General features: G+C 71.6%; 18 protein-coding genes. 10 read left to right on the top strand and 8 right to left on the bottom strand.

Features of this window, described 5'->3' with window-relative positions:
• From QSK52_RS06425 to QSK52_RS06410, 4 genes are all read right to left on the bottom strand, one after another.
• On the bottom strand, positions 1–1,251 hold the full coding sequence (locus QSK52_RS06425; protein WP_285734572.1) for a sensor histidine kinase: 1,251 nt from the start codon (positions 1,249–1,251) through the stop codon (positions 1–3).
• An 8-nt stretch (positions 1,252–1,259) separates the two neighbouring features.
• Positions 1,260–1,982 carry an ABC transporter permease gene (locus QSK52_RS06420; protein WP_285734570.1) on the bottom strand — a complete coding sequence of 241 codons (723 nt, stop codon included), beginning with the start codon at positions 1,980–1,982 and terminating at the stop codon, positions 1,260–1,262.
• Positions 1,979–2,950: an ABC transporter ATP-binding protein gene (locus QSK52_RS06415; RefSeq protein ID WP_285734569.1), complete on the bottom strand. Its 972-nt coding sequence runs from the start codon at positions 2,948–2,950 to the stop codon at positions 1,979–1,981. The genes QSK52_RS06420 and QSK52_RS06415 overlap by 4 nt, the downstream gene beginning before the upstream one ends.
• A gap of 130 nt (positions 2,951–3,080) precedes the next feature.
• Positions 3,081–5,198, bottom strand: a complete 2,118-nt coding sequence (locus tag QSK52_RS06410) for a S9 family peptidase (RefSeq protein ID WP_285734566.1) — start codon at positions 5,196–5,198, stop codon at positions 3,081–3,083.
• Between the two features lie 243 nt (positions 5,199–5,441).
• On the opposite strand from QSK52_RS06410, the gene QSK52_RS06405 reads away from it, so the two are divergent.
• The 10 genes from QSK52_RS06405 to QSK52_RS06360 all read left to right on the top strand — a co-directional run bounded on the left by QSK52_RS06405 (position 5,442) and on the right by QSK52_RS06360 (position 18,168).
• The gene (locus QSK52_RS06405; RefSeq protein WP_285734564.1) at positions 5,442–5,636 is read left to right on the top strand and encodes a DUF2304 family protein; all 195 of its coding nucleotides are present in this window, start codon (positions 5,442–5,444) and stop codon (positions 5,634–5,636) included.
• A gap of 65 nt (positions 5,637–5,701) precedes the next feature.
• Positions 5,702–6,595, top strand: a complete 894-nt coding sequence (gene mshB, locus QSK52_RS06400; RefSeq protein ID WP_285734562.1) for an N-acetyl-1-D-myo-inositol-2-amino-2-deoxy-alpha-D-glucopyranoside deacetylase — start codon at positions 5,702–5,704, stop codon at positions 6,593–6,595.
• Positions 6,592–7,056, top strand: a complete 465-nt coding sequence (locus tag QSK52_RS06395) for a DUF6113 family protein (protein ID WP_285734560.1) — start codon at positions 6,592–6,594, stop codon at positions 7,054–7,056. The genes mshB and QSK52_RS06395 overlap by 4 nt, the downstream gene beginning before the upstream one ends.
• Before the next feature lie 294 nt (positions 7,057–7,350).
• Positions 7,351–9,585, top strand: coding sequence for a peptidoglycan binding domain-containing protein (locus tag QSK52_RS06390; protein WP_285734558.1), 2,235 nt, complete (start codon positions 7,351–7,353; stop codon positions 9,583–9,585).
• Positions 9,586–9,771: 186 nt separating this feature from the next.
• Entirely contained in the window at positions 9,772–11,499 is a 1,728-nt protein-coding gene (locus QSK52_RS06385) for an ABC transporter family substrate-binding protein (RefSeq protein ID WP_285734556.1), read from the top strand.
• 496 nt (positions 11,500–11,995) lie between these two features.
• Positions 11,996–13,039 carry an ABC transporter permease gene (locus tag QSK52_RS06380; RefSeq protein WP_285734554.1) on the top strand — a complete coding sequence of 348 codons (1,044 nt, stop codon included), beginning with the start codon at positions 11,996–11,998 and terminating at the stop codon, positions 13,037–13,039.
• A gap of 89 nt (positions 13,040–13,128) precedes the next feature.
• Complete coding sequence (locus QSK52_RS06375; RefSeq protein WP_285734552.1) at positions 13,129–14,901, top strand: ABC transporter substrate-binding protein; 1,773 nt, start codon at positions 13,129–13,131, stop codon at positions 14,899–14,901.
• An 81-nt stretch (positions 14,902–14,982) separates the two neighbouring features.
• Positions 14,983–15,960: an ABC transporter permease gene (locus QSK52_RS06370; protein WP_285734550.1), complete on the top strand. Its 978-nt coding sequence runs from the start codon at positions 14,983–14,985 to the stop codon at positions 15,958–15,960.
• A gap of 61 nt (positions 15,961–16,021) precedes the next feature.
• Positions 16,022–17,089: an ABC transporter ATP-binding protein gene (locus QSK52_RS06365; RefSeq protein WP_285734548.1), complete on the top strand. Its 1,068-nt coding sequence runs from the start codon at positions 16,022–16,024 to the stop codon at positions 17,087–17,089.
• Between the two features lie 11 nt (positions 17,090–17,100).
• Positions 17,101–18,168 carry an ABC transporter ATP-binding protein gene (locus QSK52_RS06360; RefSeq protein ID WP_285734545.1) on the top strand — a complete coding sequence of 356 codons (1,068 nt, stop codon included), beginning with the start codon at positions 17,101–17,103 and terminating at the stop codon, positions 18,166–18,168.
• Positions 18,169–18,237: 69 nt separating this feature from the next.
• Here the strand turns inward: QSK52_RS06360 and QSK52_RS06355 are convergent, their stop codons facing one another.
• The 4 genes from QSK52_RS06355 to QSK52_RS06340 are packed head-to-tail and all read right to left on the bottom strand — an operon-like array spanning position 18,238 to position 22,317.
• Positions 18,238–19,257 carry an ABC transporter ATP-binding protein gene (locus QSK52_RS06355; protein ID WP_285735068.1) on the bottom strand — a complete coding sequence of 340 codons (1,020 nt, stop codon included), beginning with the start codon at positions 19,255–19,257 and terminating at the stop codon, positions 18,238–18,240.
• Positions 19,258–19,312: 55 nt separating this feature from the next.
• A complete protein-coding gene (locus QSK52_RS06350) occupies positions 19,313–20,365 on the bottom strand; it encodes an ABC transporter ATP-binding protein (protein ID WP_285734543.1) in 1,053 nt (350 codons plus the stop codon).
• Between the two features lie 19 nt (positions 20,366–20,384).
• Complete coding sequence (locus QSK52_RS06345; RefSeq protein ID WP_285734541.1) at positions 20,385–21,398, bottom strand: ABC transporter permease; 1,014 nt, start codon at positions 21,396–21,398, stop codon at positions 20,385–20,387.
• Positions 21,391–22,317 carry an ABC transporter permease gene (locus tag QSK52_RS06340; protein ID WP_285734538.1) on the bottom strand — a complete coding sequence of 309 codons (927 nt, stop codon included), beginning with the start codon at positions 22,315–22,317 and terminating at the stop codon, positions 21,391–21,393. Before QSK52_RS06340 ends, QSK52_RS06345 begins: the two co-directional genes overlap by 8 nt.
• Positions 22,318–22,369: the final 52 nt, after the last annotated feature.

The raw sequence follows: 22,369 nt of genomic DNA, 5'->3' as shown, positions 1-22,369 counted from the left end.
TTACCGTTCCCCGTCGGGACGTTCCCCGCTGGGTCCGGGCCGCAGCGGCACGAGGGCGCGCAGCCGGAAGCCCCGGCCGCGGTCGGCGGGGCCGGTCCGCAGGCGTCCGCCGACCTGCTCCAGGCGCTCGGCGAGGCCGGAGAGGCCGTTCCCGGCGCCGGACTTGCCCGGTCCGGCGCCGTTGTCGACGACCTCCAGGACGGCGTAGCGGCCGTCCTCCTCCCAGGTCTCGTCGAGGTGGACGGTGCACCGGGTGGCCCCGGCGCCGTGCCGGACGACGTTGGTGACGGCCTCGCGCAGCGCCCAGGCGAGCACGCCGGACTCCTCGGCGGCGAGGCCGGGACGCTCCTCGGCGAGCCGGGGGTCGGCGTCGAGTTCGATCTGGCTGGCGGCCAACGCGGTGCGGGCGGCGGCGAGTTCGACCGGCAGGGTGGGGCGGCGGAAGCCGCTGACGGCGCTGCGGACGTCGGCGAGGGACTGCCGGGCGACCTGCTCGATGTCGGCGACCTGGGCGCGGGCGGCGTCGGTCTTCCCGGCGTCCATCAGGCGTCCGGTGAGTTCGCCCTTGATGGCGATCAGCGAGAGCGAGTGGCCGAGCAGGTCGTGCAGGTCGCGGGCCAGGCGCAGCCGTTCCTCGGAGGCGGCGAGGTGGGCGACGGCGGCCCGGGCCTCGCGCAGTTCGCGCATGGTGGCGACCAGGCGCTGCATGGCGAGCATGGCCAGTCCGGCCATCAGGCAGGGCAGGCCGATGCTGACCAGGGTCTCGGCGTCGGCGCCGCTGGTGAGCCCGACGACGGCGAAGAGGCCGGTGGTGCCGAGGACGCCGACCAGGCCGTAGCGGCCGGGGAGGATCACCGAGGCGCACACCGAGGTGTACGTGAACAGGGTCAGCCAGGACTCGCCCAGGGCGTACGAGGTGGCGACGGCGATCACGGCCATCAGGGCGAGCGGCAGGTACCGACGGGTCTGCCGGAAGCCCGGGTGGTTGCGGACCACGATCAGCGACAGGTAGCAGGCCAGGAAGGCCGCCAGCGCGACGCCCCCGGCGACGCTCACCGCCGGGGAGTGCTGCCCCGTCGTCAGGTCCTGGACGGGGTAGGCCAGGTAGAGCGCCCAGATGGACGTCCAGGCGAGCTTGGCCAGCAGTTGCCGCCGGGTGTCGACGGGCGCGCCGGGGTACGTGGTCCAACGGCCGTCCGGCCCGGCCTCCCCGTCCTGGTCGGGGTGGCGGGCCGGTGCGGTGTTCTGCATGCGGGCCATCATGCCCGTCGCGCGTCCTTGCGGTACAGGTGGGCCGCGGCGGCGGTGAAGAGCACCAGGAAGGCGGCCAGCGCGGCGATCGGGAAGCCCGCGACGCCCCCGCCGTGGACGAACGAGGCCAGCTGGTTGTAGTCGTAGACCGGGTTGAACCGGGCGTAGGTCCTCAGCGAGTCGCTGACCGGGAACCAGGTGCCGCCGAACAGCGCCATCAGCATGTAGACGATCATCACCACGGGCTGGACGGCGTCCGGTTCGGCGGCGTAGCCGAGGGCGACGCCGAGCGCGGCGAAGACGAAGCTGCCGAGCCACAGGGCGGCGGCCAGGCCGAGCCACTGGACGGCCGGGAGGTCGACGCCCTCGATCGCGCCGATCGCGAAGACCACGGCGATCGCGGGCAGCGTGGTGACCGCGCAGGCGGCGATCTTGCCGAGGGTGTAGGCGCGTCCGGGCAGGGCGGTGAGCCGCAGTTGGCGGGTCCAGCCGCTCTTGCGCTCCAGCGAGATGCGCTGCGCGGAGCCGGTCAGCACGGCGCCGACCGCGCCGAAGGTGGCCATCGAGACCATGAAGTACGACTTGGCGGCGACCCCGTTCGCCACCGTGCCGCCGTTGCCGTAGGCGCTGATGAAGAAGACGTACAGCAGGGCGGGGTAGAGCACGGTGAACATCAGGTACCGCTTGTTGCGCAGGGTGCGCAGGATCTCCAGCCGGACCAGGGTGGTCATCGGACGTACTCCTCTTCGCTCTCGGTGCGGTCCTGCTCGCCGGTGATGGTCAGGAAGGCCTGCTCCAGGCCGAGGCTGGTGACCTCCAGCCCGCGCGGGTAGTAGCCCGCCGCGTAGAGCGCGGCGACGCCCGCGTCGGCGTCGGCGGAGCGGATCCGGACGGTGCGCACGCCGTCGGCGCGGGTGCTGACGTCGAGCCCGACGGTGCCGGGCAGGGCGCGCAGCACCGCCTCGTCGAAGTCGGGGCCGGAGGCGGCGCCGTCGGCGGGGTGGAGCTCGAAGCCGATCCGGCGGGCGCCGGCCCGGGCCTTGATCTCGGCGGAGGAGCCGTCGGCGATCAGTCGGCCCTTGTGCAGGACGAGGACGCGGTCGGCGACCGAGTCGGCCTCCTCCAGGTAGTGGGTGGCGAACAGCACGGTGCGCCCGGCATCGGCCTGGGCGCGCATGGCCTCCCAGAACTGGCGGCGGACCGAGACGTCCATGCCGGTGGTGGGCTCGTCCAGGACGATCAGGTCGTTGGCCCCGGCCACCGCGAGGGCGAAGCGGACGCGCTGCTCCTGGCCGCCGGAGAGCTTGTCGACCCGGCGGTCGGCGAGCTCGGTGATCCCGGCGGTGGCCAGCACCCGGTCGACGCCGTGGCCGCGGGGGTGGACCCTGCAGGCCAGTTCGACGATCTCGCGGACCTTGACGTCGCTCATCAGGCCGCCGCTCTGCAGCATCGCGCCGACCCGGCCGGCCGTGATCGCGGCCCGCGGGCTGCCGCCGAACAGCTCGACGGTGCCGCTGTCGGGCTCGCGCAGGCCCAGCAGCAGGTCGAGGCTGCTGGACTTGCCCGCGCCGTTCGGGCCGAGCAGGGCGACCGTCTCGCCCGGTCGCAGCACCAGGTCGAGGCCGTTCACCGCCTTCACCCGGCCGTAGCTCTTGCTGACGTTCCGGAAGGCCGCGACCTCCCCCGTTCCCGTCGTCATCTGCACCAAGTCCCTTCGAGAGCCGTTCTCTCCGACTCCTCAAGGCTCCTCGGAACGGGGGTGTCCGCGGCAGTGCCCGCCGTCGTGACCTCCGCATGACGGATGTCACGGCCCGAGCGGTGACCGGCCGTCACAGCAGGCCGAGCGACTCCTTCAGGAAGCGGACCTGGAGCAGCAGCAGGTTCTCCGCGACCTGCTCCTGCGGGGTCATGTGGGTCACCCCGGACAGCGGCAGCACGGTGTGCGGGCGCCCGGCGGCGAGCAGCGCGGTGGACAGCCGCAGGCTGTGCGCGACCACCACGTTGTCGTCGGCGAGGCCGTGCACGACCATCAACGGCCGGCGCAGCGAAGGGGCCATCTCCACCAGCGAGTTGGCCCGGTAGACCTCGGGCTCGGCGTTCGGGTCGCCGTAGTAGCGCTCGGTGTAGTGGGTGTCGTACAGGTCGTGCTCGGTGACGGGCGCGCCGGCCACCGCGGCGTGGAAGACCTCCGGTGCGCGGAGCACCGCGGCGGCGGCCAGGTAGCCGCCGTACGACCAGCCGCGGATCGCGACCCGGGCCAGGTCGAGCGGGAACTGCTCGGCGAGCGCGTGCAGCGCGTCGACCTGGTCCTGGACGGAGACCTCGGCGGTGCGCCGGTTGATCGACTTCTCCCAGCCGGGGCTGTGCCCGGGGGTGCCGCGCCCGTCGGCGACGATCACCGCGAAGCCCTGGTCGGCGAACCACTGCGAGACCAGGTGCGGGTTGTGCGCCTGCACCACCCGCTGCCCGTGCGGGCCGCCGTACGGGTCCATCAGGACGGGCAGTTCGCCGTCGACGTCGGGGTCGTAGCCGGTGGGCAGCAGCACCGCGCAGGGGATCCGCCGCTCGCCGGCGAACCGGAACACCGGGCGGGCGGTGATCAGCGGGGTGGCCGCGTGCGAGGCGACGACCAGCGGCTCGGCGCCCTCGCGGTGCACGGTGACGGTGGTGCCGGGGCGCATCGGGTCGGCGGTGGTCAGCACCGTGGTGCCCGCGCCGCGCACCGCGCCGAGCGCGCCGTCGCCGACCTCCCGCACGCCGTCCGGTCCGGCCTCGAAGACGCCCAGCCAGCCGGGCGGGCGGCGCTCGAACTCGGCGGCCCCGGCCGAGGCGGTGAACAGCACCGTCTCGCCGTCGGTGCCGAGCACCGAACGGACGTGCAGCCCGGCGTCGGTGAGCGCCTTCTCGCCGACGGTGAGCACCCGCACGCCGTCCCGGTCGGTGATCCGCACCAGCTGCCCGTCGGCCCGGCGCACCGGCACGCCGCCGAACAGCTCCAGCCAGTCCGCGTCCCGCTCGGTGACCAGCACGGTGGTGGCGCCGGTGGCGGGGTCGGCCTCCAGGACCAGCTGTTCGCGCTGGTCGCGGGCCTGCACCTGGAGCAGCGGCGGCCCGCCCGCCGACCAGTGCACCCGGGCCAGGTACGGGTACGCCGCCCGGTCCCAGCGGATCTCGGTGCGCGTCCCGTCCAGGCCGAGCAGCCAGAGCCCGACCTCGGCGTTGGGCGTCCCGGCCGCCGGGTAGGCGACCTCGACCGGCGGGCGGCCGGGGTTGGCCGGGTCGGCGATCCACCAGCGGCGCACCGGGGTGTCGTCGACCCGGGCGGCCAGCAGCGCGCTCCCGTCGGGGGCCCACCAGTAGCCGCGGTCGCGGCCCATCTCCTCCTGGGCGATGAACTCGGCCTGCCCCCAGCTGATCCCGTCCGCCTCCGGCCCGGCCAGCAGCCGGTCGCCGCTGCCGTCGGCGGCGCTCACCCGCAGTTCGCCGCCGGGGGTGGCGTAGGCGACGTGGCGGCCGTCGGGGCTGGGCCGCGGGTCCAGCAGCGGGGTGGCGGCGGGCAGCTCGCGGGCCGCGCCGCTGGCGGTGTCGACCGTGAACAGCCGCCCGGAGAGCGCGAAGGCGGCGGTGCGGGCGGCCGCGTCCAGGGCGTAGCCGACGATCCCGGCGGAGGTCTCCCGGCTGCGCTCGCGGCGGGCCCGCTCGGCGTCGGACAGCTCCTCCGCGCCGCCGTCGAGCAGCGCCCCGGGGTCGGCGAGCACGCTCTCGGCGCCGGTGGCCACGTCGAGGCGCCAGAGCAGGTTGGCCGGGCTCCCCTCGCCGCGGGAGCGCAGGAACAGCACCCGCGCGCCGTCCGGGGAGACGCTGAACGAGCGGGGCGCGCCCGCGGTGAACCGCCCGGTGCGGGCGTACTGCCGGGGGAAGGTGTCGTGCGGCTTCTCGGTCGTCATGGCCCGACCCTACGGCCACGGGCCCCGGTGATCACCCGGACGGCGCAGCTCACCCGAACGGCGGCGTACGGCCGTTCGGAGGGCCGCTGACCGGGGACGGAGCGGGCGGCGCGGGGGTGCGCGACACCCCGGGCCGGGTTACGGAACGTCATCCGGGTGTCACTGTTCGGGTATCAGTTGACCATCGTTCCGCCCGCCGCCCCGTCCCCGGGGCGGCGCACCCGAGAAAGGGTGTGAGCCGTCATGGCTTTGTCCGTCTCCGCCGTCCTGCTGATGCTGGTCGTGGTCGTGGTCCTGGTCCGCCGGTCGAACCTGAAACTGAGCCACGCGCTGGTGTGCGCGCTGCTCGGCTTCTACCTGGCGGGCAGCTCGATCGCACCGTCGATCCAGCAGGTGACGGCCAACCTGGCCGGGATGCTCAACGGGATCAACCTCTAGCGGCCGCCGAGCGCGTCCGGCCTGCCCGGGGCGTCCCCCCTGGGCGGGCCGTTAAGCTGCCGGGCATGACCTCCGTACCCCCGGCCGACGCGCGCGGGCTGCTGCTGGTGCACGCCCACCCCGACGACGAGTCGATCAACAACGGCTCGACCATGGCCCGGTACGCGGCCGAGGGCGTCCGGGTCACGCTGGTGACCTGCACGCTGGGCGAGGGCGGTGAGGTGATCCCGCCGGAGCTGGCACACCTGGCGCAGGACCGCGACAACACCCTGGGCAAGCACCGGATCGGCGAACTCGCCGCCGCGATGCGCGAGTTGGGCGTCACCGACCACCGCTTCCTGGGCGGCCCGGGCCGCTGGCGGGACTCCGGGATGATGGGCGTCGCGGACAACGACGACCCGACCTGCTTCTGGCGGGCGGACGTGGACGAGGCGGCCGGCCTGCTGGCGGAGGTGATCCGCGAGGTCCGGCCGCAGGTGCTGGTGACGTACGACGAGAGGGGCGGCTACGGCCACCCCGACCACATCCAGGCGCACCGGGTGGCGATGCGCGGCCACGAGCTGGCCGCCGACCCGGCGTTCCGCCCGGAGCTGGGCGAGCCCTGGCGGATCGCCAAGGTCTACTACAACCGGATGCCCCGCTCGGTGATCGAGGCCGCGCTCGCCGGGACGGCCGCCGAGGCGCCGTTCGGGGGCACCGCGCCGGTCGACCAGGTCCCCGGCGTGGTGGACGACCGGCTGGTCACCACCGTCCTGGACAACGCCGCGCACGCCGCGGCGAAGGCCGCCGCGATGCGGGCGCACGCCACCCAGATCACCGTGGACGGCTCCGGCCGCCACTTCGCGCTCAGCAACGGCCTCGGGCAGCCGCTGCTGGCCACCGAGTACTACGAGCTGGTGCGCGGCGCGCTCGGCCCCGGCGGCCCGGAGACCGACCTGTTCGCGGGGGTGGAGCGGTGAAGCCCCTGGACGTCCCGCACGCCCTGCTCGGCACCCGCGCGCAGCGCCTGGCCGAGCCGGTGCCGTCGCGCGGCCTGCGGATCGCCGCGTACGTCGTGCTGTTCCTGCTCGGCGCCGCGGTGTCGGTGTGCGGAGCTTTCGTGCAGACCCTGTGGGGCGGCTTCGGCGTGCTGCTGGCGCTGGCGGCCTGCGGCGGGCTCTTCTACGGGGGGCTGCGGGCGACCGGCACCAAGCTTGGCGCGGGGTGCGCGCTGGGCGGCTGGTTCCTGGTGCTGGCGGTGCTGCTGGCGCCCCGGCCGGAGGGTGACCTGGTGCTCTCCGCGACGGCGTCCGCGTACCTGTACCTGTTCGGCGGCGCGTTGCTCGGGGTGGTCTGCGCGACCCTGCCGACCCGCTCCGGGTTCCTGTTCGGCGCACCGGCGCCGGAGCCCCGACGGGCCGTCAGGGACGGCGACCGCTAGCGCATAGCGGGGCGATCCGGACCAACGGGATCCACCGGTCGTCCGACGGCCCGGATGCCTTGTCGGTAAGGTGGTGCCCCGGCGGGCCACCCCCCTGTCCGGCCCGGCCGGGCCGGAGGGTAGCTTCGGCACCACTCGCGTGGCGGGGGCGCTCGCCGCAGCCGACACGTGAACAGCTGAGTCCCCGGGGCAGGTCGCCCCGCCGCACGCCGCACGCCGTCGTCCGGCGGTCACCCGCCCCATACGCAGCGGACGGCCCGGCCGGCCCGGCCGCGAACCCGGAGCAGAGCAGCATTGAGCAGCCGCGAATCTGACAACGCCCACCCGCAGCCCCGCCGCGGCGCCCCCGACGCGTACCCGTCGGGCACCCCGCCGTACGGCACCGGCGTGCCCGGTGGGATCGGCGCGGACCCTGCCGCCGGACGGCCCGCGCCAGGTGCGCGACCCGACGAGGCCGAGGCGCCGAAGACGACGGAGACCACGCTGACCACCCGGGTGCGGATCAACATCCCCGGTTCGCGGCCGATCCCGCCGGTCGTGGTGCAGAGCAAGGTCAAGGACGAGAAGCCCGCGGAGCCGTCCGGCCCGCGCCACCGCGGCGGCGCCGGGGACCCGGTGCTCGGCGTGATGGACGCCAGGGGCCGCACCGCGACCCCGCCGAACCTGCCGCCGGAGTGGCAGGAGTCGGCCGCGCCCCGGTCGGGCGCGAAGACCTCCGAGTCGGAGTCCACCGGCGAGTGGTTCAAGCCGCGCCAGAAGGGCCGCCCGGAGCCCGCACCGGCCGCCGCCGCCCCCGCGGCCCCGGCGACCCCGGCCCGGCCCGGACAGGCCGCCCGACAGCCCTCCGCGGGCGCCCCGCAGGCCGCCCCGCGCCCGTCCGGCGCCCCCGCCTCGCCGTTCGCCCCGGCCGACCCGGCGGCGTCCTCCCGCACCGGCGGCCACCCGCTGCCGCGCCAGGACGAGCGCCCCGCCGCGGCAGGGCGCGACCCGTTCGCGGCGGACCCGCTCGCGGCCGCCCCGCAGGACCCCTTCGCGGCGTCCCCGCAGGACCCGTTCGCCCGGCCCCAGTCCTCCGCCGCGGCCGACGACCCCTTCGCCGCCCCGCAGGACCCGTTCGCGGCATCCCCGCAGGGCCCCTTCGCGGCCGCCCCGCAGGGCTCCGCCGGGGAGCCGGAGGACACCCAGATCGGCGGCTTCGATCCGATCACCGGCGAGGAGCCGCCCCCGGGCGCCGACATATCGGACCCGCCGACCACCCAGCTCTTCGCCGACCCGCCGACCACCCAGCTGTTCCTGAAGGCCCCGGGCTCCGCGGACGACCCGTTCGCGGACCCGTTCGCCGCCCCGGCCGCCGGCCCGGCCTCCGACCCGTTCGCCGAGGCCCCCAAGCCCCGTCCGGCCGCCGGTGGCGACGGCGGCGGCCGGTTCGCCGACCTGCCCGCCGCGCAGCCGTTCCCGGGCGGTCCGCGGGCGGCCGCGCCCAAGCGCGAGCAGGCCCCGGCCGCCCAGCCGCCGGCCGGGGAGCCGAAGCCCGCGGCCCCGGCTGCGCCCGCGCCCGCCGCTCCGTCCGCGGGTGCGGCCAAGAAGAAGGGCGGCCGCGGCAAGAAGCTGGTGGTGACCGGCCTCGGCGGCGTGCTGTTCCTCGGTGCGGCGGCGTACGGCGCGGGCCTGATGATGAACCAGTCGGACATCCCGAAGGGCACCACGGTGCTGGGCACCGACATCGGCGGCGACTCCCGCGACCAGGCGGTGAAGGCGCTGGACGGCGCGGTGGCCAAGGTCGGGCAGCAGCCGCTCCGGCTGAAGATCGGCGACCAGTCGGTCACCCTGGACCCGGCGAGCGCCGGTCTGAGCTTCGACACCACGGCGACGGTGGACGGGCTGACCCGGCACAGCTACGACCCGGTCGAGGTGCTGGGTTCGCTGGCCGGCAGCACCAAGGCCGTCGAGCCGCAGGTGCGGGTCGACCGGGCGAAGCTGAAGGCGGCGCTGGACGACCTGGCCGCCAAGTCCGGGCAGAGCCTGCAGGAGGGCTACGTCCGGTTCACCGACGCGGGCCCCGAGGTGGTGCCGGGCACCGGCGGCAAGGCGCTGGACTCGGCGGCCGCCGTCGGCCTGGTCGAGCAGGCGTACCGCGGCCGGGCGGCCGGCAAGGCGGACGCCGAGGTGGCGCTGCCGGTCGCCGACGCCCAGCCGAAGGTCGGCCAGGACGTGCTGCAGGCCGCCGCCGACGGGCTGGGCAAGCAGGTGCTGGCGGGCAACGTCACGGTGGTCTCGGGCACCCACCAGTTCGCCTTCGGCCGCAACACGGCCGCCAAGGCGCTGGTGCTGGCGCCGGACGCGACCGGCACCGTGGTGCTGAAGTGGGACATGAACCAGCTGGCGCTCGCGGTGGGCACCGTCTTCGACAAGGTGAAGACCACCAAGAACGGCCAGCAGGTGCTGATCACCACCCAGGACGTGGCCGACGCGATCGGCCAGGGCGTCACCAGGACCGGCAAGGACCGCACGGTCCGGATCCCGGGCTGACGTCCCGTCAACCCGTCGGCCGGGCCGGGGCGCTGAGCGGGCGCCCCGGCCCTCTGGCGAATCCTCGCCACTGGCGTCGCGGAACGGGACGAAACGGACGCCGCAACCGCGCGGCCACGTCGTGTTACCAATCCTTGATCCGCCGCCGGTCGACAAGTCGGTTCACCGGTACGCAAGATGTGCCGCGTGCCGAGACCCCGCTTCCTCCCGCTCCCGCTGACCGCCACGGTGGCGGCGCTGTCCATCGCGCTGTGCTCCTGCAGCTCCACCGCGGGCTCCGCCGACGGCGGCCCGGCCCGGGCGGCGGCAGCGGCGGGCGGCGGGGACGCGCCGCGGATGACCCAGCAGGAGATGAACGCCCGGCCGCGCGACGCCCTGCGCCAGGGCGGCACCCTGGTCTGGGCGATCGACCAGTACTCCACCCAGTGGAACCCGGTCCAGGCGGACGGCTCCGAGGCGTCCACCAACGACGTGGTCAAGTCGCTGCTGCCGACCTTCTGGCGCTCCGACGCGGGCGGCGTGCAGACCCCCAACCCGGCCTTCCTGCTCGACGCGAGGAGCGAGCAGCAGCAGGGCAGGCAGGTCGTGGTGTGGACGCTCAACCCGAAGGCCCACTGGTCCGACGGCACCCCGATCACCTGGCGCGACCTGCAGGCCAACTGGCAGGCGCTGAACGGGCAGGACCCGGGCTACAAGACCGCCACCACCAACGGCTTCGACCAGGTGGAGAGCGTGGTCCGCGGCCAGGACGACTTCCAGGCCGTGATGACCTTCAAGGAGCCGTACTCGGAGTGGCAGGCGATGTTCAACAACGCCGGCAACGCCCCGCTGCTGCCCGCGAAGTACGTCTCCTCCCCCGAGCTGTTCAACACCTCCTTCAGGAACCGCGTCCCGGTCACCGCGGGCCCCTTCAAGCTGGAGTCGCTGGACGCCGGGGCGCGCACCGTCACCGTGGTCGCCGACCCGGGCTGGTGGGGCGACAAGCCGCTGCTGGACCGGATCGTCTTCAAGGCGTACGACACCGGCGCGATGCCGCAGGCCTTCGCCAAGGGCGAGGTCGACTTCTACAACAACGGCCCCAACACCGAGGGCTACCGGCTGATCCGGTCCACCGCGGGCGGTGAGGTCCGCAAGGCCGGCGGCCCCAACCTGCGGCACCTGGTGCTCAACGGCAGGAGCCCGCTGCTGGAGGACGCCCGGCTGCGGCAGGCGCTGATCCAGGCGATCGACCGGGCCGAGATCACCCGCACCGACCTGGCCGGCCTGGACTGGCCGTACGTGCCGATGAACAACCACTTCCTGGTGCCCTCCCAGCACGGCTACCAGGACAACTCGAACGGCCTGAGCCGCTTCGACCCGAACGCCGCGAAGGCCTCGCTGGACGCGCTGGGCTGGAAGCCGGGCCCGAACGGCGTCCGCAGCAAGGACGGCAAGGAGCTGGTGCTGCGCTACGTGGCGCCGGCCGCGAACAACCTGGCGCAGAACGAGAGCGAGGAGGTCACCCGGATGCTCGCCGCGGTCGGGGTGACCGTCCAGGTCAAGACCGTGCCGGCCGGCGAGTACTTCGACGGCTACGTCTACAAGCACGACTTCGACCTGACCTCCTTCTCCCTGTTGGGCACGCCCTTCCCGGTCTCCAACTCGATCAGCACCTTCCAGCAGGACTCCGGCTCCAACTGGGCCCAGGTCGGCAGCAAGGCGCTGGACAAGGCGATGGCGGACGCCGCCAAGGCCGACACCGTCGACGAGGAGACCGCCGCGCTCAACCGCGCCGACACGGAGGCCTGGCAGGTCGCCGGGCTCGTCCCGCTGTACCAGCGCCCGGCCATCTACGGGGTGCGCAAGGAACTCGCCAACATCGGTGCCGCCGGGCTCGGCGATGTCGTGTACGAGAACATCGGCTTCGTGAAGTAACAACCGCGGCGGTAACGCCGCGGCGAGGTCTCGCCAATGGCGAGAAAATGCCAGTCGGGCGGCGCCCCGCGCGCCGCCCGAATTGGGGGACCACTACCCATGAATTCGCCCCCGCACGCCCGAAAACACCGGTGTCCGATTATCGGACACTCAATTGCGCCCACCAATTGCGGTGAATAGCACCAAAACGGACATCTGCTCTACGCGCGTCATCTCACCGCCCTCCCGAACCGGCCGTCCTGATAGCGGAGCTGACGGTGCATCGTTACGGACATGTGAACACCACTTGACCCGGCTTGTCCGGTTTTGACCGTCTCGCTGGACCGATGTCAAGAGTCCGAGAACTACGAAGTGGTTGACATTCCAGCACGAAGGAGGAAATGGGCCGCCGACAACTGGGGAACTCTTGACGTTCGATAAACGACTTGCAAGAGTCCATTCATCCAAGTTCTTACTCCTTGCTTCTGCACGGACCACGGTCGGGAGCTTTAGCACCATGACGACGCCTACTGGGGCCACGACGGACGGGAACACCTCCCGTCCCGGGTCGACGTCGGACCTCGCGGACAACGCCACGACCGACGCGCCCGGCGATCCGGGCTTCCGCGGCCTCTCCCCCGGCCAGCTGATGTGGCGCCGCTTCCTCCGCGACCGCACCGGCGTGGTGAGCGCGTGCGTGGTGCTGTTCTTCGTCGCGGTGGCGATCCTCGCCCCGCTCATCTCCATGCTCTACGGCAAGAACCCGGAGACCCACTACGGCCAGGAGGACGTCAGCCTGCTGACCGACTCGGGCCTGCCCACCGGGCCCAACGGCGGCATGAGCGGCGACTTCTGGTTCGGCCTGGAGCCGGGCCTCGGCCGCGACGTGCTGACCCTGCTGATCTACGGCATCCGCACCTCGCTGGTCATCGCGGTCGCCACCTCGCTGCTGACCACCGTGATCGGTGTCGCGCTCGGCATCGCGGCCGGCTACCTCGGCGGCAAGACCGACTACCTCATCGGCCGGGTCATCGACGTCCTGATGTCGTTCCCGTCGCAGATCTTCCTGATCGCGACCATGCCCGTGGTCACCAGCCTGCTGGTCAGCCCGAACGAGAAGAACCCCGGCTGGCTGCCGTTCGTCGCGGTCACCCTGGTGCTCTCGCTGCTCGGCTGGATGGGTCTGGCCCGCATCCTGCGCGGCGTGTCGCTGTCGCTGCGCGAGCGCGAGTTCATCGAGGCCGCCAAGGTCACCGGCGCCTCCCCGATGCGGATCATCTTCAAGGAGATCCTGCCCAACCTGTGGACCCCGATCCTGGTGCAGTCCACCCTCGCGCTGCCGGCCTTCGTCACCGCCGAGGCGGGCCTGTCCTACCTCGGCGTGGGCGTCTCCGAGCCGACCCCGGACTGGGGCCGCATGATCGCCGACGCCGCCAACTACCTCCGGACCGACGTCACCTTCCTGCTCTTCCCGGGCCTCGCCATGGTGGTGTTCGTTCTGGCCTTCAACCTGCTCGGCGACTCCGTCCGGGACGCGTTCGACCCGAAGACCAACCGCTGACAGGCCCTCAAGACTCCGGGGGGACCGGAAAGCCAGGCCCCGGGCACACCCACGATGATTTCCGCACACCTATCCCAGGCAGGATGAAGATGAGCTCTCGCAAGACGCGGCTCGCGGCCGCCATTCTCGTGGCCGGGGCCCTGGCCGTCACCACGGCGTGCTCCAGCGGCCACAGCAACAGCGACGGCAGCAAGGGCGGCGCCGGCGCCTCCAAGGCCCCGGTCAAGGCCACCTCGATCTCGGTCGGCACCGCCGAGGACTCGAAGGGCCCGGCCGTCGCGGAGCCGGGTGCGAAGAAGGGCGGCACGGTCAACATGATCGACCGCGACGACTTCTCGCACCTCGACCCGGCCCAGATCTACATGAACTACAACGCCGAGGTCTCGCTGCTCTTCACCCGTCAGCTGACGGGCTACAAGACCGCCCCCGACGGCACCCAGAAGCTGGTCGGTGACCTCGCCACCGACACCGGCACCACCACCGACGGCGGCAAGACCTGGAAGTTCACGCTGAAGGACGGCGTGAAGTGGCAGGACGGCTCGCCGATCACCTCGGCCGACGTCAAGTACTCGATCGAGCGCACCTACGCCTCGTTCATCAAGTCCGGCCCGACCTACGTCCAGACCTGGATCTCGGGTGCCGACTACCGCAGCGCCTACGAGGGCCCCTTCGGCGGCAAGCACCTGGACGCCGTCCAGACCCCGGACGACAAGACCGTGGTCATCACCTTCCCCGAGGCCCACACCGACGCCAACTTCACCCTGGCGATGACCGGTTACGGCATCGTGCCGAAGGACCACGACACCAAGGAGGAGTACGACAAGAAGCCGTTCTCCTCGGGCCCGTACCAGATCACCGAGCACGTCACCGACCGCTCGCTGGACCTGGAGCGCAACCCCAACTGGGACCCGGCCACCGACCCGATCCGGAACGCCTACCCGGACAAGTGGCACATGAGCTTCGGCGTCCAGGCGCAGCAGTCCACCGAGCGCTTCATGGCGGACAACGGCGACGACAAGAACACCTTCTCGTTCCACAACCAGGTCCACACCACCTACATCGACCAGGTCAAGGCCGACGAGAAGCTCAAGTCCCGTACCCTCGAGGGCCTGACCCCGTACGTGGACTACTACTACATCAACAACACCCGCATCAAGGACCAGAAGGTCCGCGAGGCGCTGGTCAAGGCGTTCCCGCACCAGCAGACCCGCCAGCTGCAGGGCGGCACCTCCTACGGTGACTACGCCACCTCGTACATGAGCCCGACCGTCCTGGGCTACGAGTCCTACGACGCCTACGGCATCCTCAAGAAGCCGCAGGGCGACCCGGACGCCGCCAAGCAGCTGCTGACCGAGGCGAACGCGGTGGGCACCACCATCGTCTACGCGTACAACAACACCCCGGTCCAGCAGAAGGTCACCGAGGCGATCCGCGACGCGCTGGAGAAGGCGGGCTTCAAGTTCGTCCCGAAGCCGCTGGACGCGAAGACCTACTACGACGCCATCGGCCAGGTCAACAACGAGTACGACCTGTACTGGGGCGGCTGGGGCGCCGACTGGCCGACCGGTTACACCTCGCTGCAGCCGGTCTGGGACGGCCGTGCCATCGCCGACGGTGCCTCCAACTACGCCCACCTGAACGACCCGGAGATCAACTCGGCGATCGACGCCGCGGTGAAGATCGCCGACCCGGTCGAGCAGGGCAAGGCGTGGGCCGCGATCGACAAGAAGCTGCAGGACAAGGCCGTCTCGATCCCGGACGTCTACCAGCGCTCGCTGAGCCTGTACGGCTCGGGCCTCGGCGGCGTCAAGTTCGACACCCTGGCCGGTCTGCAGTCCCCGCTCAACATCTACGTCAAGTAGTAGTCGTCACCGAGCAGTAGCTCACGGCGGGGCACCGGCACGATCTGCTGGTGTCCCGCCCCGATCAGGAGAGCCCGTCCGATGCTCCGATTCCTCGTCCGCCGAACCCTCGGCGCTCTCGTCATCCTGTTGATCGTCTCGATGGTCACGTATGCGCTGTTCTTCGCGATCCCGGCGGACCCGGCCCGGCTCTACTGCGGCAAGACCTGCTCGCCCGAGAACCTCGCCCTGATCAGGCACGAGATGGGCTTCGACAAGTCCTGGCCGGTCCAGTACTGGAACTGGCTGAGCACCATCTTCAGCGGTGGCACCTTCAACGGCGTGCACTGCGGCGCCCCGTGCTTCGGCTACTCCTTCGACAAGAAGGAACTGGTCGGCGGCATCCTCGCGGACCGCTTCCCGACCACCCTGTCGCTGACCGTCGGCTCCGCCGTGATCTTCCTGATCTTCGGCATCGGCACCGGCATGCTGGCCGCCCACAAGCAGGGCAAGGCCGCCGACAAGATCGCCAGCTCGCTGTCGCTGCTGGCCTCCTCGATGCAGATCTACGTGGCCGGCCCGCTCGCGCTCTGGGCGCTGTGCTACAGCACCGACCTGCTGGACCTGCCGACCTACATCCCGTTCACCAAGGACCCGATCGGCTGGGCCGGCGGCCTGCTGGTGCCGTGGATCGTGCTCTCGCTGATCTGGACCGCCAACTACACCCGCATGACCCGTTCCTCGATGGTCGAGCAGCTGTCCGAGGACTACGTGCGGACCGCCCGGGCCAAGGGCATGTCCGGCAGCTCGGTCTTCATGCGCTACGCCTGGCGCGGCGCGATGGGCACCATCGTCACCGTCTTCGGCATCGACCTGGGCGTGCTGCTCGGCGGTGCCATCATCACCGAGACGACGTTCAGCCTGCACGGCCTCGGCCAGCTGGCGATCCAGTCCTTCATCGACTCCGACCTGTCGCTGCTGGTCGGCGTCACCGTGGTGGCCGCCACACTGATCGTCTTCTTCAACATCATCGTCGACGCCGCCTACGCCCTGATCGACCCGCGCATCCGCCTGGCCTGACGGCCACACCCCGGCCGACCAGCAGTCCCGACCTCACGTACCGCACCGAGGAGCCCAGTCCATGACCACCCAGGCCAAGCCCGAGGAGGTGTCCGCCGGCAGCGGCGGCACGCCGTTCCTCTCAGTCCGCGACCTCTCGGTCCGCTTCAGCACCGAGGACGGCGTGGTCCGGGCCGTGGACAACCTCTCCTTCGACGTCGCCCCGGGCTCCACGCTCGGCATCGTCGGCGAGTCCGGCTCTGGCAAGTCGGTGACCAACCTGGCCGTGCTGGGCCTGCACAACCCGGACCGGACCGAGATCTCCGGTTCGATCAAGCTGGACGGCCAGGAGCTCGTCGGCGCGCCGAACAGGGAGCTGGAGAAGCTCCGCGGCAAGAAGATGTCGATGATCTTCCAGGACCCGCTGACCGCGCTGTCGCCGTTCCACACCATCGGCAAGCAGATCGGCGAGACCTTCCGCAAGCACACCGGCGCCTCCAAGAAGGAGGCCCGGGACCGGGCGATCGAGATGCTGACCCGGGTCGGCATCCCGCAGCCCACCAGCCGGGTCGACGACTACCCGCACCAGTTCTCCGGCGGCATGCGCCAGCGCGCGATGATCGCCATGTCGCTGGTCTGCGACCCCAAGCTGGTCATCGCGGACGAGCCGACCACGGCGCTGGACGTCACCGTGCAGGCCCAGATCCTCGACCTGCTCAAGGACCTCCAGCAGGAGATGGGCACCGCGATCATCCTGATCACCCACGACCTGGGCGTGGTCGCCCGGACCGCGCAGGACATCATGGTGATGTACGCGGGCCGGGCCGTGGAGCGCGGCACCGTCCGCGAGGTGCTGAAGGCCCCCCAGCACCCGTACACCTGGGGCCTGCTGTCCTCGATGCCGAGCCTGACCGGTGACGTCAACATCCCGCTGAAGCCGGTCCGCGGCACCCCGCCGAGCCTGATCAACCTGCCGTCGGGCTGCCCGTTCAACCCGCGCTGCGACTTCCGCGAGAAGGTGATCGGCGGTGGCTGCACCTCGGAGCGCCCGCCGCTGTCCCCGGCCACCGGGCACGCTGCCGCCTGCCACCTGAACCAGGCGCAGCGGCAGGACATCTTCATCGACCAGATCAAGCCGCGGCTCGGCTGAGAGGCACTCCCATGAGCAACGAACTGACCCTCAAGCCGGCGTCCCCGGCCGTCGGCTCCGGCGACCCGCTGCTGTCGCTCACGGGCCTGAAGAAGCACTTCCCGGTGATGGAGGGCTTCCTGTTCAAGCGCCAGGTCGGCGCGGTGCACGCGGTGGACGGCGTGGACCTGGAGGTCTTCCCGAGCGAGTCGGTGGGCCTGGTCGGCGAGTCCGGCTGCGGCAAGTCGACCACCGGCCGCCTGGTGACCCGGCTGCTGGAGCCGACCGGCGGCGAGATCCGCTACGCCGGCCAGGACATCACGCACGCCAGCCGCAAGGAGCTCGCGCCGATCCGGTCCGAGATCCAGATGATCTTCCAGGACCCGTACTCCTCGCTGAACCCGCGGCACACCGTCGGCTCGATCATCGGCGCGCCGATGGAGATCAACGGCATCAACCCGGCGGGCGGCATCCAGCGCCGGGTGCAGGAGCTGCTGGAGACGGTCGGCCTCAACCCGGAGCACTACAACCGCTTCCCGCACGAGTTCTCCGGCGGCCAGCGCCAGCGCATCGGCGTGGCCCGGGCGCTGTCGCTGAACCCGAAGCTGATCGTCGCGGACGAGCCGGTCTCGGCGCTGGACGTGTCGATCCAGGCGCAGGTGGTCAACCTGCTCCAGGAGCTGCAGCGCGAGCTGGGCATCGCGTTCCTGTTCATCGCCCACGACCTGTCGGTGGTGCGGCACTTCTCGCAGCGCGTCGCGGTGATGTACCTCGGCAAGATCGTCGAGATCGCGGACCGCAAGTCGCTGTACGAGTCGCCCCGGCACCCGTACACCCACGCCCTGCTGTCGGCCGTCCCGGAGGCCGACCCGGACGACGACCGCGAGCGCATCCGGCTGACCGGTGACGTCCCGTCGCCGCTCAACCCGCCGTCCGGCTGCCGGTTCCGCACCCGCTGCTGGAAGGCGCAGGAGAAGTGCGCCTCCGAGGAGCCGCCGCTGGTCCAGCTGTCCGGCAACGCGGCGAACCACCTGACGGCCTGCCACTTCCCCGAGGACCCGGCCCCGGCCGCCGTCCCCGCCCAGCGCGCCGAGGTCTGAGCCCCCGGCAGCACCGCGAAGGGCCCCGCCGATCCGTTCGGCGGGGCCCTTCCGCGTCCGCGGGGGCGGTCAGATCAGGTTGTCCCGCTCCCCCGCGAAGTGGCAGGCCGAGTCGTGCCGGGCCCGCCCCTCAAGCCAGTCCCGCACGGTCAGCGCCGGGTCCTCCCTGGCGCACTTCTCCTGCGCCTTCCAGCAGCGCGTCCGGAACCGGCACCCGGAGGGCGGGTTGGCCGGGGAGGGCACGTCGCCGGTCAGCACGATCCGGTCCCGGTGCTCGCGCGCCGCCGGGTCCGGCACCGGCACCGCGGACAGCAGCGCCTGGGTGTACGGGTGGGTGGCGTGCTCGTAGATCTCCAGGTCGCTGCCGATCTCGACCATCCGCCCGAGGTACATCACGCCGACCCGGTCGGAGATGTGCCGGACGATCGACAGGTCGTGGGCGATGAACATGTACGACAGGTTGAACTCGCCCTGCAGCTTCTCCAGCAGGTTGATCACCTGGGCCTGCACCGAGACGTCCAGCGCGGAGACCGGCTCGTCGCAGATGATCACCTCCGGCTTGAGCGCCAGGCCGCGGGCGATGCCGATGCGCTGGCGCTGGCCGCCGGAGAACTGGTGCGGGTACCGGTTGATGTACTCCGGGTTCAGGCCCACCACGTCCAGCAGGTCCTGCACGGCCTTGCGCCGGTCGCCCTTCGGCGCCACCTCGGGGTGGATCTCGAAGGGCTCCCCGATGATGTCGCCGACCGTCATCCGCGGGTTCAGCGAGGTGTACGGGTCCTGGAACACCATCTGGATGTTGCGGCGCACCGCCTTGAGCGCGGCGCCGGACAGCCGGGAGATCTCCTCGCCCTTGTACTTCACCGACCCGGCGGTGGCGGGCTCCAGGTTCATCAGGACCTTCGCCAGGGTCGACTTGCCGCAGCCGGACTCGCCGACGATGCCGAGCGTCTCGCCCTGCATCAGGTCGAAGGAGACGCCGTCGACGGCCTTGACCGCGCCGACCTGCTTCTTGAACAGGACGCCCTTGGTCAGCGGGAAGTGCTTGAGCAGGTCGCGCACCTCCAGGATGGGTTCGCCGCGCGGCACGTCCTGGGCGAACGCGACCTCCTCGGGCGTGGTCGCCCCGAGCGGGGTGGCTCCGTTAGCCGTCACGGAGGGTCTCCTTCCAGAAGAAGCACGCACTGCGCCGTCCGGGCAGCGGCGTCCCGTCGTCCGCGGTCACCTGCTCCAGCGGCGGCACCTTCTGCCGGCAGACGTCCTGCGCCCGCGGGCAGCGCGGGTTGAACGCGCAGCCGGGCGGGATCCGCAGCAGGTTGGGCGGCAGGCCCTTGATCGCGAAGAGCTCCTGGCCCTTCTGGTCGAGCCGCGGGATGGAGTCCAGCAGCCCGCGGGTGTACGGGTGGGCGGGCCGGGCGTACAGCTCGTGGACGGGGGCGGTCTCGACGATCCGGCCCGCGTACATGACGGCGATCTTGTCCGCGACGTCGGCGACCACGCCGAGGTCGTGGGTGATCAGGATCAGGCCCATGTGGTACTCGGCCTGGAGTTCCGCGAGCAGGTCCATCACCTGGGCCTGGACGGTGACGTCCAGCGCGGTGGTGGGCTCGTCCGCGATGATCAGGTCCGGTTCCAGGGCCAGCGCCATCGCGATCATGATGCGCTGGCGCATGCCGCCGGAGAACTGGTGCGGGTAGTCGTTGACCCGTTCCTTGGCCGCCGGGATGCGCACCCGGTCCATCAGCTCGACCGCCTTGGCCTTGGCGTCCTTGCGGTTGTCGCCGCGGTGCTTGCGGTACATCTCGCCGAGCTGGTAGCCGACCGGGAGCACCGGGTTGAGCGAGGAGAGCGCGTCCTGGAAGATCATCGCGATCTTCTGTCCGCGGATCCTGCGCCGCTCGTCCTTCGACATCTTGAGCATGTCCCGGCCGCGGAACAGGATCTCCCCCTGCGGGATGCTGGCCGGCGGCATGTCGAGGATGCCCATGATGGCCTGCGCGGTGACGGACTTGCCGGAGCCGGACTCGCCGAGCACCGCCAGCGTCTCGCCCGCGCTGACGGTGTAGTTGACGCCGTTGACGGCCTTGGCGACGCCCTCCCTGGTCTTGAACTCGACGTGCAGGTCCTTCACGTCCAGCAGCGGCCCGGTGAACGGTTCCTCGCGGGCCGTGCGGGCCTGGTCGGCAGCGGTGGTCATGTGCCTCGTGTCCCCTCGCTCAGCGCAGCTTCGGATCGAGGGCGTCGCGCACCGCGTCGCCCAGCATGATGAAGGCCAGCACGGTGACGGAGAGCGCCGCGGCCGGGAAGAACAGGGCGAACGGGGCCTGCCGGATCACCTTCTGCGCGGAGGAGATGTCCACGCCCCAGGAGATCGTCGGGTCCTGCAGGCCGATGCCGAGGAAGCTCAGCGTGGCCTCCGCGGTGATGTAGCCGCCGAGCGCGATGGTCGCGACCACGATCACCGGGGCCACCGCGTTCGGCAGGATGTGCCGGAACATCAGCCGCCCGGTGCCGGCGCCGAGCGCCCGCCCGGCGACCACGTAGTCGGACTGCTTGACGGTGATCACCGAGCCGCGCATCACGCGGGCCAGCTGCGTCCAGCCCAGGAAGGCCAGCGCGATCACCACCGACCAGACGGTGCGGACGGAGAACGCGTTCAGCAGCACCAGGGCGCCGAGCAGCAGCGGGATGCCGAAGAAGATGTCGATGATCCGGGAGATCACCGAGTCGGTCCAGCCGCCGAAGTACCCGGAGACCATCCCGGCCAGCCCGCCCAGGACGGTGACCGCCAGGGTGACGCAGATGCCGACCGTGATGGACGCCCGGGCCCCGTAGAGCACCCGGGCGTAGATGGAGCGGCCCTGGCCGTCGTAACCGAACCAGCCCGCCCCGAAGAAGTCGGTGTAGTCGGGCTTGCGCAGGTAGTCCTGGGTCAGGTTGGCGGCCCGCGGGTCGGCGTTGGTGAACAGCCCGGGCCAGATCGCGATCACGATCAGCAGCAGGATCAGCAGTGCCGAGATGATGAAGGTGGGCCGCTTGCGCAGGTCCCGCCAGGCGTCGCCCCACAGGCTGCGGGCCTGCTCCCGCTTGACCGGGTCGGGCTCGATCAGCGTCTCCTGCTCCACGGCCAGTCCCTGCTGTCCGACGTAGTCGAGGTGGTCGCTGTCGGTCGGCTGGATGTTGCGCAGCGGGTCGTTGTGGTCGGGGATGTCCTCGTTGCGCTCAGGCATAGCGGATCCTCGGGTCCAGGACGGCGTAGAGCAGGTCGACGACCAGGCTGGCGACCAGGTACACCAGCACGAGCACGGTGACGATGCCGACGACCGTCGGGCCTTCCTTCTGGTTGATCGCCTTGTAGAGGACGTTGCCGACGCCGGCGATGTTGAAGATGCCCTCGGTGACGATCGCGCCGCCCATCAGGGCGCCCAGGTCGGTGCCCAGGAAGGTCACCACCGGGATCAGCGAGTTGCGCAGCAGGTGCCGCCCGATGATGGTGTGCCGGGGCAGGCCCTTGGCCACCGCGGTGCGCATGTAGTCGGCGCGCAGGTTCTCGCCGATCGAGGTGCGGGTGAGCCGGGCGACGTAGGCCAGCGACAGGGACGCCAGCACCAGGCCCGGCAGGATCAACTGGGTGATGTCCTTGGAGTCCTGGACGGTCGCGGTGACCCATCCCAGGTTGATCGCGAAGATCGTCTGCGCGATGTAGCCGAGCACGAACACCGGGATCGAGATGACGATCAGGGTCAGCACCAGGACCAGGGTGTCGGCGATGCTGCCGCGGTACAGGCCGGCGATCAGGCCGAGCGGCAGGCCGATGAAGATCTCGAAGAAGAAGGCGACCAGGGCCAGCCGGATGGTGACCGGGAAGGCGTCCGCCATGATCTCGGAGACCGGGCGGCCGGTGAAGCTGGTGCCGAAGTCCAGGTGGAAGATGTTGTTCATGTAGTGCAGGTACTGCTTCCACAGCGGCTGGTCGAGGTAGTACTTGTGCCGCAGGCTGGCGACCTGCGCCGGGTCGGCGGCCTTGTCGCCGAACATCGCGGCGATCGGGTCGCCGGGCAGGCTGTACACCATCAGGAAGATCAGCAGCGTGGCCCCGAAGAACACCGGGATCATCTGGAGCACGCGGCGTAGTACGTAGTGGCCCATGGGAGCCCTCCCTCCGAAGGGGTGACGTAGTACCGGAGCCCCGCCCTCCGTG

Origin of the sequence: Kitasatospora phosalacinea, from assembly GCF_030268885.1 — a bacterium.
GTDB lineage: Bacteria > Actinomycetota > Actinomycetes > Streptomycetales > Streptomycetaceae > Kitasatospora > Kitasatospora phosalacinea_C.
Note: the sequence above shows the minus strand (reverse complement) of the source record. Positions and strands in the feature narration are given on the sequence as shown.

Bases quoted from the DNA above. Each gene is read 5' to 3' on its own strand.
- QSK52_RS06425 (WP_285734572.1), bottom strand. From the start codon at position 1,251: ATGCAGAACACCGCACCGGCCCGCCACCCCGACCAGGACGGGGAGGCC.
- QSK52_RS06420 (WP_285734570.1), bottom strand. From the start codon at position 1,982: ATGACCACCCTGGTCCGGCTGGAGATCCTGCGCACCCTGCGCAACAAG.
- QSK52_RS06415 (WP_285734569.1), bottom strand. From the start codon at position 2,950: ATGACGACGGGAACGGGGGAGGTCGCGGCCTTCCGGAACGTCAGCAAG.
- QSK52_RS06410 (WP_285734566.1), bottom strand. From the start codon at position 5,198: ATGACGACCGAGAAGCCGCACGACACCTTCCCCCGGCAGTACGCCCGC.
- QSK52_RS06405 (WP_285734564.1), top strand. From the start codon at position 5,442: ATGGCTTTGTCCGTCTCCGCCGTCCTGCTGATGCTGGTCGTGGTCGTG.
- mshB (WP_285734562.1), top strand. From the start codon at position 5,702: ATGACCTCCGTACCCCCGGCCGACGCGCGCGGGCTGCTGCTGGTGCAC.
- QSK52_RS06380 (WP_285734554.1), top strand. From the start codon at position 11,996: ATGACGACGCCTACTGGGGCCACGACGGACGGGAACACCTCCCGTCCC.
- QSK52_RS06375 (WP_285734552.1), top strand. From the start codon at position 13,129: ATGAGCTCTCGCAAGACGCGGCTCGCGGCCGCCATTCTCGTGGCCGGG.
- QSK52_RS06370 (WP_285734550.1), top strand. From the start codon at position 14,983: ATGCTCCGATTCCTCGTCCGCCGAACCCTCGGCGCTCTCGTCATCCTG.
- QSK52_RS06365 (WP_285734548.1), top strand. From the start codon at position 16,022: ATGACCACCCAGGCCAAGCCCGAGGAGGTGTCCGCCGGCAGCGGCGGC.
- QSK52_RS06360 (WP_285734545.1), top strand. From the start codon at position 17,101: ATGAGCAACGAACTGACCCTCAAGCCGGCGTCCCCGGCCGTCGGCTCC.
- QSK52_RS06350 (WP_285734543.1), bottom strand. From the start codon at position 20,365: ATGACCACCGCTGCCGACCAGGCCCGCACGGCCCGCGAGGAACCGTTC.
- QSK52_RS06345 (WP_285734541.1), bottom strand. From the start codon at position 21,398: ATGCCTGAGCGCAACGAGGACATCCCCGACCACAACGACCCGCTGCGC.
- QSK52_RS06340 (WP_285734538.1), bottom strand. From the start codon at position 22,317: ATGGGCCACTACGTACTACGCCGCGTGCTCCAGATGATCCCGGTGTTC.